This is a genomic window from Flavobacterium reichenbachii (assembly GCF_002217435.1).
In the GTDB taxonomy this organism is placed as follows: domain Bacteria; phylum Bacteroidota; class Bacteroidia; order Flavobacteriales; family Flavobacteriaceae; genus Flavobacterium; species Flavobacterium reichenbachii.
Window position 1 is genome coordinate 66,268 of sequence record NZ_MUHF01000009.1, and the last position, 19,295, is coordinate 85,562.

At 36.4% G+C, this 19,295-nt stretch carries 10 protein-coding genes; all 10 read right to left on the reverse strand.

The genetic code is table 11. The features are described from left to right. Positions 1-14: 14 nt before the first annotated feature. Complete coding sequence (locus B0A68_RS09645) at positions 15-902, reverse strand: sugar phosphate isomerase/epimerase family protein (protein ID WP_035689322.1); 888 nt, start codon at positions 900-902, stop codon at positions 15-17. An 82-nt stretch (positions 903-984) separates the two neighbouring features. Continuing rightward, entirely contained in the window at positions 985-2,130 is a 1,146-nt protein-coding gene (locus B0A68_RS09650) for a sialidase family protein (protein ID WP_035689319.1), read from the reverse strand. A 145-nt stretch (positions 2,131-2,275) separates the two neighbouring features. Then, positions 2,276-5,032: a glycoside hydrolase family 78 protein gene (locus B0A68_RS09660; RefSeq protein ID WP_035689316.1), complete on the reverse strand. Its 2,757-nt coding sequence runs from the start codon at positions 5,030-5,032 to the stop codon at positions 2,276-2,278. A gap of 155 nt (positions 5,033-5,187) precedes the next feature. Continuing rightward, on the reverse strand, positions 5,188-6,723 hold the full coding sequence (locus B0A68_RS09665; RefSeq protein WP_240475327.1) for an MGH1-like glycoside hydrolase domain-containing protein: 1,536 nt from the start codon (positions 6,721-6,723) through the stop codon (positions 5,188-5,190). A gap of 330 nt (positions 6,724-7,053) precedes the next feature. Then, positions 7,054-9,510 (reverse strand): glycoside hydrolase family 95 protein, encoded by a 2,457-nt coding sequence (locus tag B0A68_RS09675; protein ID WP_035689304.1) that lies wholly within the window; start codon positions 9,508-9,510, stop codon positions 7,054-7,056. Positions 9,511-9,948: 438 nt separating this feature from the next. Next, positions 9,949-11,376, reverse strand: a complete 1,428-nt coding sequence (locus B0A68_RS09680; protein ID WP_240475325.1) for an acetylxylan esterase — start codon at positions 11,374-11,376, stop codon at positions 9,949-9,951. A gap of 155 nt (positions 11,377-11,531) precedes the next feature. After that, on the reverse strand, positions 11,532-14,312 hold the full coding sequence (locus B0A68_RS09685; RefSeq protein ID WP_035689301.1) for a glycoside hydrolase family 78 protein: 2,781 nt from the start codon (positions 14,310-14,312) through the stop codon (positions 11,532-11,534). A gap of 137 nt (positions 14,313-14,449) precedes the next feature. Then, positions 14,450-16,315 carry a sialidase/neuraminidase family protein gene (locus tag B0A68_RS09690; protein ID WP_035689298.1) on the reverse strand — a complete coding sequence of 622 codons (1,866 nt, stop codon included), beginning with the start codon at positions 16,313-16,315 and terminating at the stop codon, positions 14,450-14,452. A 182-nt stretch (positions 16,316-16,497) separates the two neighbouring features. Next, positions 16,498-17,415: a glycoside hydrolase family 43 protein gene (locus tag B0A68_RS09695; protein WP_035689296.1), complete on the reverse strand. Its 918-nt coding sequence runs from the start codon at positions 17,413-17,415 to the stop codon at positions 16,498-16,500. Positions 17,416-17,475: 60 nt separating this feature from the next. Beyond that, the gene (locus B0A68_RS09700; protein ID WP_035689294.1) at positions 17,476-19,044 is read right to left on the reverse strand and encodes a glycoside hydrolase family 28 protein; all 1,569 of its coding nucleotides are present in this window, start codon (positions 19,042-19,044) and stop codon (positions 17,476-17,478) included. Positions 19,045-19,295 lie beyond the last annotated feature (251 nt).

Below are 19,295 nucleotides of genomic sequence, written 5' to 3' on the forward strand. Positions count from 1 at the left end.
TATGGGCGCAAATACTAATTCTGAAAAATCTTTTTCAAATAGGCCACATTTGCACCGTAATTAGCTTTTACATTATGTACTTGTGTCACGTCACGAGAACGTTCCACAATCAGCCAGCCGCTCCATTTCATTTCATCCAGCGTTTGTTTTATTTTTGGCATGTCAATCGCGGTATCATTTTCCAGCCAGACTTTATCGGTATTTGAAGCATGAATCTGCCCTAAATGTTTTTTGCCTAAAATTTTTAATTCTGAAACAATATCTCTTCCGTTATCTACTGCATTGGCAAAATTGAATGAACTTTTAATGTATTTAGAATCAATTTCTTCTAATAGTTTTTTCTCTTCTGTGGCACTCAATGAAGTTTCAATAGCAATCACACCGCCAATTTTTCCAACTTGTTTTCCAGCCCATTTTAATCTTTCGATAATTACCAGACGCAATTCTGGATTTTTAACCAAATCACTTTCTGTACCTAATGGAAGATAAGCTACTTTTACTTTCATGTCTTTCATTGCTTTAACACAATCTTCGATCATGGGTACAATAGTTTCTCTTTTTGCAAAAGACTGGGCATAAAATCCCGACATCGCAATTGAACTGATTCCAACTCCTGTTTCTTTTGATTTATCCAAAAACTTTTGTCTTTCTACAGGATCGCCAAGTTTGCTGTCAAAAGTTGGTCTGTTTCCTAAACCTCCCATATCCAGTTCGATTCCGTCTGCTTTTATTTCAGATGCTAAACCAAAAGCGCCTAATTTTTGTCTTTTTAAAATCATCCAATCGCAAACCGCGACTTTGTATTGTTGCTTTTTGCTTGAAGACTGCGCCGTTGCACAACTGTTGAAAGTCGATGATAGAACGACAAGCATTGCAATAATTAAATTTCTCTTTGATTTCATGCTTATATTTTTTTGCCACGAATTGCACAAATTTTCAATAATTTCAATATTAATTCGTGGAAATTCGCGGCTAACTTTATTTTTACTCTTCTTCAGCTTTAACTGCCGTTACAACTTTATTTTCGTCACCCGGCCAGATTCCGTTTTTGATTGAAAGTGCTTTTAATTTACTTGGATCCACTTTTACGTATTTCAACTTTTCTCTTCTCCAAGTGTAAACGATATGAACCATTCCGTCTGAACTTTGAATCATCGACGGATAAGAATACTGGCTGATTTTTGAATCTTCTAAAACCAAAGCCGCACTCCAATTGATTCCGTCTTTAGAAACCGAAACATTCAAAGGCGTTCTTGGTCCTTTTGCTTCTTTTCCCGGAGGAAGAACGTGATTGTATACCAATAAATGTCTGCCGTCTTTTAGTGTCACAGCATCTGTCCCTGAATTGTTATTTGGAAGTCCGATTAATTCTAAATCTGACCATGTTTTACCGTTATCTTTTGAGAACGTACTGAAAATAGCTCTGTTTCTGGTTCTTCCGATCGCTTGGATGCTTCCGTCTTTGTGGAATAATATACTTGGCTGAATGGCATTGATTTTTTGTTTTCCTCTTGCAAGTGTATCGCCCATTACCCAGGTTTTTCCGAAATCTGGAGTCGATTCCATACGAAGTCTCCAGCCGTCGCCTTCAATACTAGAAGGACATAACAATGTTCCGTTGCTTAATAAAACGGGGTTGTTTTTGATTGGTCCTAAAAATCCGTCAGGCATTTTTTGTGCTTCAGACCATGTTTTTCCTCCATCAGATGAAGTTCTGATTACACCCCACCATTCAGATGGTTTTGGTCCGATTTTATAAAATAACATCAAATTGCCATTTGGAATTTGGTATAAAACCGGATTCCATGTTGGTAATCTTGGCCCTTCTTTCATAACGCCGTCAGCAACTTTTACTCCTTCATTCCATTTATCACTTCCTTTTGGTTTTATGGCAACATAAATACAAACATCAGGATGTCTTTCATGCGTTCCTCCAAACCAAGATGCAACTAAATCGCCATTGGTCGCTTCGACAATAGTCACGGCATGACAAGACGGATAAGGAGCTTTATCGTAAATAAACTGATCTACTAAAATACCTTCTTTCCATGTCTTTTTTTCTAAAGCCGATTTACAACTTCCTAAAAGAAATAAACAGAATAGGGCAAATGTTACTTTTAAAATCTTCATTCTTAGCTTTAATTTGTGAATTACAATTTTTGATATTTAATGCAAGGTCAATAATTTTTTTGACAAAATTATTTATTAAGTGTAAAAATGACACTAATTTTTTAAATATCTATCCTGTACTGTCCCGAATTAAGGCAAAAGCCGATTATTTAACATTTAAAACATAAGATCCTGAAGGAAGTGTAAGGACAAGATTACCTTTTTCTGTTTTAAATTGATTTGAAGTTTTAATTAGTTTTTGATTATTGATCGTAATGTTTGAAGCATTTTCAGTTGGAAGATATACAGCTGCCGATGTATTAGCAGGAATTGTTATGCTCCAAACCAAAGCTTTTTTGTCCTTTTTCCAATCACTTTTTATAAGTCCGTAAATAGATTCGTAAGACGCATTTACATACGTTAATCCAACACTAAAATCTGGTTTCATAATGATTTGTTTAAAACCCGGGGTTTCCGGATTACTTTTAATTCCGGCAATATTTTCATAATACCAAATCAGTAAATCCCCCAATAACATAACGTGGTTTTGCGAATTCATTTTAGGATCGGCAGTATTTCCGTTCCATAATTCCCAAATAGTGGTCGCGCCGTTTTTTGCCATATATCCCCAGCTCGGATATGTATTATTTGAAGCCAGTTTATACGATAAATCAGGTCTGCCAAATTCTGATAAAGCACGCATCAGAAACTGTGTTCCAATTACACCTGTACTAATATGACCTTTGTACGTCACTTCTACCTCATGTATAATATTTTCAAAAACTTTTTCTTCCAAATTTTCAGGAACCATCCCAAATCGAAGCGGTAATAAATTAGCCGTTACCGTATTGTTTGCGTAATTGTTTGTTTTTGAATTAAAAAACTTAGCATTAAAAGCTGATTTTATTTTCTGCGAAAGATCTTCATAATACTCAACATCTCCGTTTCCGGCGTTGCTTATTGTTGCAAACTTTTTCATTTTTTGCAATAAATGATAGTAAAATGCGCTGGCAATCAATTCGCCGTTTGTAGTTCTGGCCGAATCTTTAGAATGAATTAATTCAAGGGATTCTGGCGGAACACACCAATCGCCGTATTTATCTTTGGTCATTAAATCTTTAACCAAATAATTTTTCTCCATATACACCATCCATTTTTTCATGGAAGGATAATGTTTTTCAATTACTTTTTTGTCTGCAAATTGCTGATACAGCATATCTGCAACAGTAATATAAGTTCCGGGCCAAGTTACATTATCGCCATAGTAACGCCAAAAAGCCGGTGCAACATCCGGAATTCCGCCATCTGCAGTCTGGGCATTTTTTATATCGTCAAGCCATTTTGCGTACAAAGTCTGGTTGTCAAAAATAAAACTTTCGCCGTAAGCTCCCGTTGTTCTGTCTCCAAGCCAAGGCTGACGCTCATTTCTTTGCGGACAATCAATTGGCATTCCTTTATAATTCCCTCTGATTCCCCAATAGGCATTCTTAAAAATCTGATTCATCGTGGCGTCAGAAGATTCAAAAGTTCCAGTTGTTTTGATATCGTCATAAACAACTTTTCCAAGAAAATTATCTAAAACAGGTTTGGTTGGAAATCCTAAAACTTCTACAAACCTAAATCCGTGAAAAATAAAACGCGGTTCCCAAATTTCCTCTCCTTCACCTTTTAAAATATAATGGTCTGTAGTTCTGGCATCGCGCAGATTTTCTATATATAAAGAACCATCGGCCTGCAAAGATTCTGCAAATTTCAAAGTAACTTTGTCTCCACTTTTTCCCTTCACCTTCAGTTGCAGCCATCCGACCATGTTCTGACCCATATCCAGAATATAAGTTCCCTTTGGAGTCTGTTTGATCGAGATTGGTTTTACTTCGCCCATCACTTTCATATTTGGTGTCATTTGCGCTTCGTAAAATCCACCCGGTTCCTGAACATATTCTGCATTCACCCAGTTTTTATCGTCAAAATTTGTGGTGTTCCAATTTACTAATTCTTTGCGGGCGTCGTAATCTTCGCCATCATATTCATTATTAGATAAAATTGGTCCGTTTGTCGTGACTTTCCAGCTGTCGTCTGTTCGAATTATATCTTTGCTTCCATCGGTATACTCTACAAACAGCTGCAAAGCCATTTTTGGATATCCAAATGTTTTTATTTTATAAGGTTTATAATCCTGACGCATAGTAAAAAAACGGCCGTTTCCTAAAATTGTTCCAAGCATATTTTTTCCTTCTTTCAGCTCCGAAGTAACATCAAAAACATTGTATTTTACGTTTTTGGTATAATCGGTTGGAACTGGCGCTAAAACCTGATTTCCAATTTTATTTCCGTTAATGTACAACTCATATAAACCCATGCCTATAATATAAACTTTGGCATTTTTGACCTGCTTTTTTAGATTGATTTCTTTTCTCAAATATCTTGCAGACAATCTCGAATACTGCGAAATACTATCTCCAGAAGACGCTTTTTCATAACCAATCCAGCGAGTTGATTTCCAATCGGCATAATTTAAAATTCCCATACTGAAAAATGCTTTTTCAGCAGATTCAAATTCTCCTTTATTTGTCCAGATTTTTACTTTCCAAAAAGCATTTTGTCTATTGGTCAGTACTTTTCCGTTATAAATAATATTAACCGATTCGTTGCTGTCAACTTTACCACTGTCCCATAAATCGGGATTATTGGCATTTAAATTTTCTAAAGTCGATGCGATAATAATATGATACGCAATTTGTTTTACATCGTTTACATCTGCTTTTATCTGCCAGCTCAATCGAGGTTGCAAGACGTCTATTCCTTCCGGATTGTTGAGCATTTCGCATTGCAGATTTGTAACATTTATTTTATTTTGGGCTTTCGCCGAAAATGAAAAAACTGATATAATTAATACTGTAATATGTAAAAAAAACTTCTTCATAATGATATTTTAATTGCTTTTGCGGTGATTTTGGTTCTCTCGCAGATTTTGCAGATTATAGAGATTTTTAATTTGATTTCGCTCTAGTTTGTCATTTCGACAAAGGAAATAAATCTGCTCAATCCGCCAAATCTGCGAGAGAAATCTAAACGTACTTACTCAGAAATCACTCTCTCCAATTTCTCAGAAACCGCAATTTCCTTCCCGTTTTTAAAGATTCTGAAACCTTTTCCTTTTTTATATTTTTCTCCCGTTTTATCCCAAAGAATCGTAATGATATTGCCATGATACAAAACATTATCGAGACAAAACCAATCCCATTTTTCCTGCGGAATCAACGGATTCACTTCTATCTTCTCATCAGCTCTCGGACGTAAACCCACCAAACCTGTAATCATCAAATCATTAAAAGTTGAATGATTATAATAACGGCTGCGTTCTCTGTCGCCCATTAACCAATAACCTGTAGTTTCATCCAGATATTCGCCAAGATAAGGTTTCCCTCTGTAATACTGAGACTGCACATACAAATCCATTTGTTTGAAATAATCGGTTTTAGCAACGAAATTCTGATTGTAATTGTTCAGTACATTTGCCAAAGCCGTTAAGGTTTGTGAACTGGCGAAAGGCCAGATTGCGCCATCCCATTCGCATGTTCCTGTTCCGTGTGTTCTAAAACGCGGACTTCTTCTTTCTGCCGTTGTTAAACCAAAAGGAGCCGAAAATCCTTTTTCATCCTTTATTTGTTCCCAGGCTTTTTCAAAACCCTTATTTTGTTCCGGCAGATTAAAATACCACGGAATAAATCCAATCGCTTCTCTTACCTGCGCTAATGTATCTTTTTCTGTGAAAGTCTCGAAAAACTCGCTTTTAGTATTCCATAATTTGGTTTCCACTAATTGCTGTAAAACAGCAGCTCTAGCTTTGAACACTATTTCTCCTGCTTTATCGCCTTTCATAGCCGCTATTTTAGACAACGCTACTGCATTTCCAAACATATAACTGTTAATTGTTGGGCGGGCATTTCTAAATTTTCTAGCTCCGCTAAGCGATTCTTCCATTCCGTCTTTTACATCAAATTGCCAAAACAAACCATCTTTTCGTTGTCTGTCTTCTTCCCAAGCAATATATTCTGCAAATAAATCAGGATACATATCCAATAAAAATTTATCGTCTTTATTTACTAAATATCTATTATACAAAGCATCTGCCGTCCAACTGCTAAACGTTCTCAATTTTTTCATTGGCTTGCCGTCATTTCCCCTAAACCACAAATGAACGTCCTGCTCCAAATACTGCGGATCATGAACCCATCTAAATTCATTAATATGATGCCCCAAAGCACAACTGATCATATTGTATTTATCGGCATACGAACGATCTACCAAAAACTCAGTAATTGCAAATCCCTGTGGTGTTTTCTTGATATGTTTCCTCGCACTCCACCAACGGAAATAATAAATCTCCTCAAAATTCTGCTGTGGACATTCAAACAAAGGAATGTTCTTTTCCATCCAAGTCCAAGCTGAATCATTCGGAATCGCAAACTTCAAATTCTCATCTTCCATCGTGTTGAAATAATCCACATAATGTTTGAAGTTTTTTTCTTGTAATATAACCGCTTTTCCTTTTTGAGAATGTCCTGCACCCGATTTGCAACTTATGCTTAAAGTTGAAATCAATATTATCAAGACTATTATTTTGTACTTAAAATGATGTAACATATTCAAATTATTATTTTTAAAATTCTTTGGGCGTGTTCGCCGCGGCGAATCGTGCTGTCCGTTCCCGCTTTTTTTGTTCGGCTGAAAAAGCCTCACAAAAAAGAGCTCCACTTCCATCACTCACGCAAGAGACGTTCACGTTTTCCCACTCTTTCAAGGTTTCAACTCCGGCAAGGTTTTCAAAACCTTGTAGGTGTCTTATTTCATAGCGTTTATCATTTATACCTACAAGGTTTGAAAACCTTGCAGGAAACATCCCCAGACCTAACAGGTTTTAAAAACCTGTTAGGTCTAATCTTAATTTCCATAAAAAGTAAAAGTCTGACCCGCTTTCATTTCCACATCGTAAATATTATAATTTGGCAGTTTTACTTTCTCTAGTTTCGCTTGATCTGAAATAATCGGTTTCTTTACTTCTACATCATAAAACAACGGATTTGTATTTTTACCTTTTGCTTTTTTAAGCGAAGAACCTTTCAACGTATTTTCCACTTTTAATCGACAGTTTCCTCCTATTTTTGAATAAATTTTTAGTTCCGAAACTTTATTGTTTTTCCACGTCATATCGATTACGAATCCGCCTCTGGCAACCAAGCCTTTGATACTTCCGTCTTTCCAGACAGTTGGCAAAGCAGGCAATAAATGAATCGCATCTTCCTGACTCTGCATCAGCATTTCGGCGAAACCAGCAGTGCATCCAAAGTTACCATCAATCTGAAATGGCTGATGCGCATCCAACATATTCGGATACGTTCCACCGCCTTTTCTTTGGTCCGCTGTTACCAAATGCAATTGATCCTGAATCAATTTATACGCATGATTTCCGTCTAATAATCTGGCCCATAAATTTACTTTCCAACCCATCGACCAGCCAGTCGATTCGTCAGTTCTGTAAATCAACGATTGTTTGGCCGCTTCAAACAATTCTGGTGTTTTTGTTGGCGAAATCTGATTACTAGGATACAAACCGTACAAATGCGAAACATGTCTGTGATTGTCTTTTGGATTGTCCCAATCGTCTTGCCATTCCTGTAACTGATTGTGTTTTCCAATTTTCATTGGAGGCATTTTAGCCAAAGCATCGCTTACCTTTTTCACATAAGCAGCATCTGGTGCAACCAATTTGGAAGCTTCGATAACATGTGTAAACAAATCAAAAATCAACTGATTGTCCATTGTAGTTCCAGATGCAATTGTCGCTTTTCCCGTTCCGCCTGCATGTGTGTTTTCAGGCGAACTTGACGGCACAACCACTAAATATTTTGTATTTGGATCGATAACCATAAAATCCAAAAAGAAATCAGCTGCGCCTTTCATGATTGGATAAATTTCTTCCAGATATTTTTTATCGCCTGTATACAAGTATCTCTCCCATAAATCCTGACAAACCCAAGCACCACCTGTAGGCCACATTCCAGAAGCTGCCGAATCAACTGGTGCGGTAACGCGCCAAATATCAGTATTATGGTGTAAAACCCAGCCGTTGGCATTGTACATCATTTTGGCTGTTTCTGCACCTGAAACACTTAATTCTTTTGCCATCTGCACAAAAGGCTCGTGCATTTCCTGAAGATTGGTTACTTGAGCAGGCCAATAATTCATTTCGGCATTAATGTTTGTAGTGTATTTACTGTCCCATGGCGGAGTTACCATATCGTTCCAGATTCCCTGTAAATTGGCTGGCTGACCACCTGGTTGTGAACTTGAAATTAAAAGATAACGTCCGAACTGAAAATATAAAGCAGCTAATTGCGGATCGAATTGTTTCGCGAAATCTCTGATTCTTTCGTTTGTTGGCTTCTTTATCAAATCATTCGAACCTAAATTTAAAGAAACTCTATTAAAAAACTTTTGATAATAATCAACGTGAGATTTCTTTATGATTTCGAAATCTTTTGTTTCGGCTTTAACCAAATATTCTTTGCTTTTTGCGATTTCATCACCTGAAATATCTTTGTAATTTTTAAAATTAGTGGCAATTGAAATATATAAAGTTACTTCATCGGCTTTGTTAATACTTAGGACTCCGTTGCTTGCCTCTATTTCTCCGCCTTTATTCTTAGCTGTTAATCTTCCTTGAAATTTTACTTTTCCTTTTACATTTTCGAAATTGGTTCCTAAACCTGAAAGAATAATTTGGTTTCCTTCTGTCGAAGCAACCGTTTTATCAATCGGACTGTTCATGAAAACATTACACGTGATCTGTCCCGGCTGACTTGCAGAAAGCTTGACCACAATTACCTGATCTGAAAATGAAGTTAGAATTTCTCTTGTAAATTCTACTCCATTTACCTTGTATTTTACTTTTGCTGTAGCATTGCTGATATCTAAATCTCGATAATAATCGGTATATTTTTGATGTCCAGCAAATGAAATATAAACGCTTCCAAAAGTCTGATACGGCATTCCATCGTTGGTTTGCGACATAATATCCTGCGTTGCCAAATCCTGCGCTTCATCAAATTTTCCGTCAAAAATCAGTTGTCTTACTTTTGGCAAAGCTTCGATCGATTTTGAATGTGCATTGCTGTTTGGAGAACCTGCCCAAATCGTTTCTTCATTCAATTGCAAACGTTCAACGGCGGGATCTCCAAAAACCATTGCGCCCAAACGTCCGTTGCCTAAAGGCAAAGCTTCGTTCCAGATGGATGCTGGTTTATCGTACCAAAGTTTTAGCTCATTTGTTGTTTGGGCTGTCGCTGTAAAGGAAAAAATCCCAAAACAAATCGCCGTTATTTTGTTTCTTAAATTCATATTTATACTTTATTGGACAAATGCCCGAATTATTTTTTAACCACAAATTGTACAAATTATCTCAAATTTATTTATTTGAAAATCTAACAAATATCTTCAAATTTACGAGAGTGCGTGAGGGATAGAAGCAAGCTACCGAAGTAGCGCGGATAGCCCGACCCGATATTACTTCTTAACTCCATAAATATTTTCTTTCGCCACGAATTACACGAATTGTACTAATTTATTTTTTAATTTTTATTTCAATTTCTCTAATTTATTTTGCCACAGATTAAAGGATTTCCACTGATTAAAAATCTGCTAGATCTGCAAAATCTGCGTGAAAAATTTACTCTCGCAGATTTTGCAGATTTAGGAGATAAAAAAAACCTTTAATCTTTTTAATCTGTGGCAAAAAAAATAATTCGTGCCAATTCGTGAAATTCGTGGCAAACTTTCTTATTTCTTAACCTCGTAAACTTTTAGATTTTTTTCTCCGAACATTTCATATAATTTGTTAATATCTTTCAATGCATTTTTTGGTAAATTTTCAGCTTTGTTGCCAAAAACATACAATTTATCATAAGGTTCAATCACACAAGTCGATTCGTCGATTTCACCTTTTTCGTTTTTGACTTTATTCAAATCCAAACCTAAATATTTCGCCATAAACGGATACAAAGCCATACGTTTTGAAACGCCGAAATCATGTCCTTCTTTGGCAAAATGAGCATTTTCTACTAAATCTTTCTTTCCGTACAATTCATATGTTCTTTGGATAAAAGGGAATTCTAATTCTGGAACTGCGAGCGTCCAGTCTTTTCCGTCAGAAACAATTAGTTGTGGCTTTGGCGCCATCATGGCTGAGATTTCAGCATTGTTGGTTCCGTTTCCGCAAAGGTGAATGCCACGCCCGCTTTCGCAGGGACATCCGCCAGAGAAATGAGACGAAACCATAACAACCGGAGCCGTAACTTTTACTCGGTCGTCTATAGCTCCCAAAAACATGGTATGCGAACCTCCGCCAGAACCTCCTGTAACACCAACTCTAGACATATCAGCATTTTTTACCGTTGACAAATAATCCAGAAATCGGATTCCGGTTAAAACCTGAACCGTCGATGCAATACTGTTTCTATGCGTTTCTTCGGGGAATTGCAATAACGATTCTCCCCAGGCAAACAAATCATACGCCACAACAATTGCGCCCATTTTTGCCATTACGGCACATCTGTATTGTTCGTCTTTTCTATATCGTCCATCCCCAAAATGTCCGTCAGGCGTTAAGATAACTGCCGCTTTTTTATTTAATGGATAAGGTTTATAAATCGAACCTGTCGCATAAACACCCGGAAGAATTTCCAGAGCGATATTCTCAACACTGTAGTCTTTATAAATTCTCTTTGGAGTTAAAAGTGGTTTAGTTTTAGGCATTGGGGGAGCCTTATCTAAACCAAATGAAGAAATCATACAAGCTTTTAACTCCGTTTTACGTTTTTCCCAATCTGTCTGAGTTGAATACAAATTTGTCAAATAAAACAAACGTTCTTTTCCTTTATCAACTGAAACTTTATGGTTTTCATATTTACGAATAATATAGGTTCCGTCCGGCTGTTTGAAATACATCAATTCAAACGGCGCTAAAATATTGGTCAACGAAATGGCCAGATTTCCGGGTTCAATTCTCCAATCGGCATAATCAAGTTCTTTTCCTTTCAATAAACCTCTGTCGTCGTTGATGGTGACATTAAAAACCGTTTCGATTTTTTTTAGTGTTTCTGATACTGGTTTTCTAAAATTCGTATCAGAAGTGCTTTGCGCGTTTGAAAACGTCAAAGCAAAAATGGAAACTGCAATTGTAAATATTATTTTTTTGATATTCTTCATTTTATATTATTGAGATTTTTGAACGCTGATTAAACGGATTTACTTCGTAAAGACGCGGATAAAACAGATTTTTTTTAATGTTTATCTGATAAAGCAAATAAAAAAATCCGCACAAATCTGCGTCTTCGCGATTGCGAATCCGTGTCATCCGCGTTCTATATTTTGCATTCTATAGTATAAATTCCTGATCCCAATTCTAAAATTGGCTTTTGATCTTTTTCATTGAAAATTGTACGTACCACTTTTTTATCAATCCTTATTTCTGAACTTTTAGAAACAGGCAGTTTTATCGTCGCTGTTGTATTCACCGGAATTTCAATATTCAGAAACAGTTTCCCGTCTTTCTTTTCCCATGACGAAACAATTTTTCCGTAAACCGATTGATAGTCCGCTTTCGCGAAAGTCATATCGCCCAAAACTTCCGGCTGAATAAAGAAATGTTTGAAACCTGGTTTTTCTGGGTCGGATTTAATTCCGGCTAAACTTTGATAAAACCATTCTTCAATTTGTCCTAACATAAAATGATTCCACGAATTTCCTTTTGTCGGATCCCATTGTTCGGTTAAAGTGGTCAGGCCAAATTTAATCTGAAAACCATAACCCGGTGCATCATAGTGATTGTGCATTTTATACATCGTTTCATTTTCGCCATTTCTTGCCAAAGCCTGAAATAGGTAACGATTTCCAACATCTCCTGTTGTTAGTCGGTCTCCTTTTGCTTTGATATCCGCCAATAAATTCTGCATTACCGCTTCTTTATATTGCGGTTCTACAATATCCATAAAAATCGGAACGGCATTACTAAACTGACTGTTGGTGCCGTATTGTTTGGTTTCTGCATTGAAAAACTCATTATTGAAAGCGTTTTTAATTTCAGAAGCTAATGTTTCGTATTTCTGAATATCCTCTGTTTTATTTAGCATTTTAGCCGCTTTTGCCACTAAATAAGCGCCATAATAATAATGTGAAGTTGCCGAAAGCGCAATCGGACTGTTTTTTGAATATCCTGCCACATGAGTTCCGTAATCGTACCAATCGCCTAATCCGTGAGAAACAATATTGTCTTTAGCTTTTGTTCCTAAATAATCCACGTATTTTTTCATTATAGGATAATATTTTTCCAATAAAGAAGCATCACCGTAATATTCGTAATACATCCAAGGCAGAATCACGCCCGTTACTCCCCATTCCGGCGAATCGGTAAAATCGCCTCCAAAAACAACATATTCAGGAACAATTGTCGGAATTAATCCGTTATCACGCTGTGAATCAGAAATGTTCTGCATTAATGCCGGAATGTAATTTTCTAAATTATAATTGAACATTAAACCCGGACCATTCAAATGAATTTCTTCTAACCACCCTAATTTTTCGCGTTGCGGACAATCGGTAAAAACACTTTGGAAATTACTTTTTATCGAGTTATTAATCAGTTCGTGGGTTTTATTGAAAATTTCATTCGAACATTCAAAACTTCCTGCTTCTCCAGCAGAATTGTAACTGAAATTCGATTTTAAATCTAAAACTGTTGGAAGTTCTGAATTTTTAGCTTCTTTGTAATTAATATTCTCAATCTGAATGTATTGAAATCCGTAAAAACTGAATTTTGGTGTCCATTCTTCTGTTTCTTTTCCTTTTAAAGTATAATCGTAATAATAAGGTTTTCCAGATCTTCCCTGTGCAATAGTTCCATCTTCATTTAAACCTTCGGCAACCCAGACACGAATTGTCTGGCCTTTTTTTCCTTTTATTTTGATCGTTGGAAATCCTGAAAGATTCTGCCCCATATTAAAAACATAGAAATTCGGTTTTATTTCTTTTGCTGTTTTAATTTCAAATTGTTTCTGAATTGTAATTGGCGGTGCCGTCTGCGGTCTTAAAACTCCTTTTGGCGCTTCCTGAATCACGACTTTTTTCCAAGTAGCATCTTTGAAACCTTTACTATTCCATCCTTTTTGTTCTAAGTTGGCATTGTAATCTTCTCCTCCAAAAATGCTGTTATAGGTAATCGGACTTTTACTGTATTTCCAAGTTTCATCAGATTTTATAATTTCTTCTGAACCGTCTTTATATGTAATTTTCATTTTGAAGAATAAAGTCGGCGGACCAAAACTCACAAAAAATTTGGTATATCTTTCGGCAAGTGTGTTGTACATTCCGTTTCCTAAAAGAACGCCAATTACATTTTCGCCTTTTTCTAATTCTTTTGCGTTTAGTTCGTAAATATTGTAATTCACGCTTTTATCGTAATCTGTCCATAAAGGAGCAAATTCGCTGTTTCCAACTTTTTTACTGTTAATCGTTAATTCGTAATGTCCTAAACCAGAAATATAAACAACCGCTTCTTTGATTTCTTTTTTTACTTCGAAAGATTTACGAAGCATAATACTTCTGCGGGACAACGAATCTGAAGCATTAATTATGGCATTCTTTTTCTCTCTGTTGAAAGTTGCTGTATGGTAATTTCGGCCTTCCGGTAGATGACTGTCTGCCTTTGTAATCGCTCCAATCCAAACCGGATTTAATTCTGATTCTAACGAAGCGGTTCTGAACGAAGCTATTTTACTCCATTTAGAAATTTTGCCTGTTTGATTCCAGACTTTAACTTTCCAAAAGTATTTATTTTCGTTTTTTAACGGACTTCCGCCATAAGCAATTTGCAGGTTTTTATTAGAATTTACTCTTCCGCTATTCCAAACATCTGCTTCGTCATGTTGCAGTTTTTCTTCAGTAGAAGCAACCAAAATCTGATAACCTATTTGTGATGCATTGGATTCTTTTGAAACCAACTGCCAGCTTAATCTTGGCTGATTCTGAACCACGGCTAATGGGTTTTCGGCCATTTCTGTTGTTAAATGTACAGGCAGAATTTGTCCTTTAGAAACTAACGTTACTAAAAAACAAATTGCTAATACTATATTTTTGAAATTCTTCATTTCTTTATTGTTGAGATTTTGAACGCGGATAAAAACGGATTTTTAAAATTGCTTTTTTATTCTCATTAAAATAAAAAAATCTGTTTTTATCCGCGTCTTCGCTTTAGCGAATTCGTGCCATCCGCGTTCTATATTTTTTACAACTTTTTCGTTATCAACGATTCGATATTAAATACTGCTTCCGGGATTAATTTTCCGGTTTGAGGCAAATCATCATAATCGTCTGTGTCTGGTTCTGTGTCTGCATTTGGAGAAAATCTCTGTTCACCTGTGCGGAACATAATTCGCTCAAAACCATCTACCGGCGCATAAAATATTCTCGTTGATTCTTTTTCGTCGTTTACTTTTATGGTGTACGAACGCGTTTTAACGTTCAGTTTTACATTGACTTTATATTCCTTTCCGGCTTCGTATTTGGCAATGGTATTGAAACGTGCGCCCGTTTTTGTTTTCAATTGTCCATCCGAATCAAAAGTTAATCTTACCGCTGGTAGACCTTGCTTATTTTGAAATTCAATCTGCAATAAACCATGATTATTTTGTTCTGGTTTAACCGTAAAAGTCACTTCCATTTTTTCTGCAAACGGAATTACTCTTTCGGCACGCGAATAATCAAAATAATCCTGATCTCTTAAAGTCAGCCATTTTTTACCATCAGCTTTCTTTTCGATTTTGGTGGAAGCCCAAGATAAATCATACGTATTCCACAACTTTAATTCCTGTCCGTCTGAAAGTTCGCTAAAAATATCATTTGCATTTTCAGTAACAACTGAAGTAACGGGAACGGGAATCGATGCCACCCAAATATCTTCTTTGTTGACGCTATAACTTACCCAAAGTTTTCCATCAGGCGGAATTCCATCACCTTCTGATATTCCACGAACATACTGCGGACCCGCTGATTTGTAGTTCCCGCCATAACGCATTGGACTTACTTCTCCATGGATCAATAATAAATCTTTGTAATTCAAACCATCATCACTTGTTGAAATCGCCAAAGGCCAGCGGTATTCTGATGGATTATAAACGGTTGCATAACGATTATCAGACGTTTTTTGTCCCCAGATTTTGGCGTTGCTGTTGACAAAACCAGGAGCACGAAGAGGCATATATTCCCATGATTTTCCGCCATCTTTGCTGATTGAAGTTAAAGCATGTTTCCATAAACCCACAACATTTCCGTTTGGCAAATGGTAAGAACTTAATGCTTTATAAGGCTTTTTCAAAGGAATTAATTCGTCATCGCGATCTGCTTCTTCAACCCATTGCTGTAAAACCAAAGGATCTGATAGAATTTCCTCGCAGGCTTTTTTCAAACCTTTGTCTTTTGATGCGGTATAAAATGGAAAAGCCGATTTCGATTTATCCCATGATTTATTGTATCTGATGAAATAGATTTCGCCAAAACTTCCGTCTTTTTTAATTTCACGAATTACACGACCAATTCCTTTTCCGTCATTTGGATCGTCTTTTTCGTCCATTGCAATTCCGTAATACGCCAAAGCAAAAAGTCTTTTATCTTTTGAGGTATAAAATCCCATTCTTTGGTGCATAATCGCATACAGATTTTTGGCAACGCCTTCAACGCCTTCTTTTTTCCATCCGTCTGGAATGTGATAAATGGGGAAAATTACTTTTGGCATTTTCCACGTAACCCCATCTTTTGAAGTCATGATCAAAGTCTGGCTTGGCGGAATATGTTCTCCCGCAGGATCGCTCAAATACTGCAAATAAAAAGTATCGTTCCAATATGCCATCGTTGGCTGATGATTGTATGTCCATCCAAAACCGTCTGCTTTTTCCGGATGTTCACGGCTGGCACGCATAATTTGTGTGGCGTGAACTCCAACCGCCGGACTTAACTGCCCATGGTGATAATCTACATTTGAAAGTGTTTTACCAACATATCGCACGGTGTCGTTTTGTGCATTGACAGCTGTACAAGCCAGTAGAATTGTGGCTGTGGTTAAGATGTGGTTTTTTATGTTTTGGAAATTAATCATTGTTATTGTTTTTTTGCCACAGATTAAAAAGATTAAAATGATTTTTTTTCTGATTGATCTGCAAAATCTGCGGGGAAAAAATTTACTCTCGCAGATTTTGGAGATCAAGCAGATTTATTTTTTTGATTATTAAATACTATAAAAAAATCCTTTTAAATCTGTGAAATCTGTGGCATTATTTTTTATTTTCTATCAATTAATCCTTTTAAAACTTCTTCGGAAATTGTTGTAATTGTTCCGTGTTTGTGTCCTTCCGGAAGACTTATTTTTGAAGAAACATCTTCAAAATGAACAAAATCTGAAGTGCTTAAAGCTTTATAATTTTTTGAACCGTAATTGTCATAATACAACAGCCAATTTTTACCAACTTTTACCACTGTTGGGCCTTCTGATAAATATTCTGTCAATGGTTCTGAGCTTTTTTTGAATGGTCCTAAAGGCGATTTTCCGAAAGCTACTTTTATATTTCGCATTGGTCTCGTATTATCTTTTAAAACCAATACATAATCTTTTTTGCTTTTTTTTACAATTACGCAGTCAATTACGCTGAAACCCGGATCGTAATACAATTTTGTATCAGAGAATGTTTTGAAATCTTTTGTCGTTACAAAATACATTCTATGATTGTTTTTCTCTTCTTCTACTCCTTTTTCAAATCGGAATGGAATTGTCGATGCCCAAACAATAATATATTCTTTTTTCACATCATCATAAAAAATCTCTGGCGCCCAAACGTTTACAACTTCCGGTTCGTTTTTCATCACCGGAATATATTCTTGTTTTGACCAATTTATCAGATCTTTTGAACTGGCGTAGCCAAAGCCGTTTCCGCCTTTCCAGTCGGTTGTCCAAACCATGTGATAGGTGCCGTCTGCTCCTATTGTGATGGATGGGTCACGCATGATTTTGCTGGCACCGATTTCTGGTTTTAGGAATGATCCTTCTAATCCTTTCCATTTGTAGCCGTCTTCGCTGTATGCCAGATACAAACCTTCTGTTGCCGGTTCGCGGAACGATGTAAAAAGATATAAATCTTTCTTTTTCTGCGAATAACCGATCGCAAAAAGAGAGAGGGTTAATATGATGAATATTTTTTTCATGTTGTGTTGCATTTAAACTTTGTCAAAGTTTGAAACTTTGACAAAGTTGACTCACCAGTTTTATTCTGTAATTGCTTTTTTATCTAAATCTTTTCCTTTTTTAACTGCTGTTGTTACGTTATTAAAAACATTGTTTTTCAGGAAAATATTCTTTGTTTCTTTTCCATTGGCTTCGATAAAAATATCGGTTGCATTAAATGGAAAATTATTGTTAATCATAATGTTTGAGGCGTTCTCTATTTTGATAACCGGAATTCCTTTTATGGGAGTCGATGAACCTACATTATCCAAAATAAGGTTTTTAGAATCTGATATTTTGAAAGAGGAACCCACCGTTGCATTTACTTTTACATCGTGAAATTCAATATCTGTTGCCGTGTTTATGGTAAAACCTTCTTTTCCGTCCATATTAATGTTGGAGAAAGTGATGTTCTGGATTGGCATTTCGGAAATTCCGCGAACGAATCCGGCTTTATTGACATTTCCGCCTGTAACGTTGCTGATGTGGATGTTTCTGAAAATTGGTGTACGTTCTGTAACGGGCTCTGGCGCATTGTCTTTATCATAGAATAAATCCAAAATAATGGCTTCTTCTTTGATGTTTTTCATTACAATATTATCGACACGAATGTCTTCTACAACACCGCCTCTTCCACGAGCCGATTTGATTCGAATTCCACGGTCTGTTCCGTCGAAAACGCAGTTTGAAATCGTGATTTTTTTGATTCCGCCTGACATTTCGCTTCCAATCACCACTCCGCCGTGACCGCTTAACATGGTGCAATTGGTAATCGTAACATTTTCCGTCGCTTTTCCGTATTTACGACCGTCGCCATCTCTTCCTGATTTAATTGTAATACAATCGTCTCCAACGCTGATATGGCAATTTGAAATATGCACATTGGTACAAGAAGAAGGATTAATTCCGTCTGTATTTGGCGAATGCGGATTAAAAATCGAAATTCCAGTCACCGTTACATTATCACAGAATTCAGGATTGATTGTCCAAAAAGGCGAATTTTGAAACGTAACGCCTTCGATTAGAATGTTTTTACAATTGTAAGCCTGAAAAAAAGAGGGTCTGAAAAACTTTTTATCAACCGTTCTTTTGTAATATGGTTCTGTGTAAAGTCCTTTATTTTGCTCTTCCCACATGGTTTGGTATTTACTTGGAGGCAAAGGTTCTTTGGCAGTTTCAATTCTGTACACTTCATTCCACCATGCTTTTCCTTGTCCGTCGATTACACCTCTTCCTGTAATGGTGATATTTTCTACATCTTTTGCATAAAATAATGGTTGAAAACTCTTCATTACAATTCCTTCATAACGCATTTCAACGTATGGAAGATAGTCGTCAAAATTTTCAGAAAATTTTAAAAGTGCTCCCGAATCTAAGTGAATAGTAATGTTGCTTTTTAATTTTAGAGCTCCGGTAAGATATTCTCCTGCAGGGAAAAAGATCGTTCCTCCGCCGTTTTTAGATGCTTTTTCAATGGCGTTCTGAATGGCTTCAGTACATTTTACTCCTTTGTTGTTTCCTCCTTCGTTTAGGATGTTAAGCCAGCCGTCGTTTGCGAAAGCGGTGTTGAGTCCGGTGATGAAGCAGAGAATTATTAGTATGTTTTTCATAGTTATGTTGTTTTGTTTCACGCAGATCTGGCAGATTTTAGCAGATTTATATTTTAAAAATATCTGCAGAATCTGCTAAAATCTTTTAAATCTGCGTGAAAAATTTTATTCTCATTTTTTGTCATTTCGTCGAAGGAGAAATTTACGCAAGAAACTCTACAAAGTTGCTCAACCATGCGGAGCTACTACCGGAGATTTGCTTCGCCTGTTCGCTATCGCTCGGGCCTCCTTCGTCGAAATGACAAGATTGT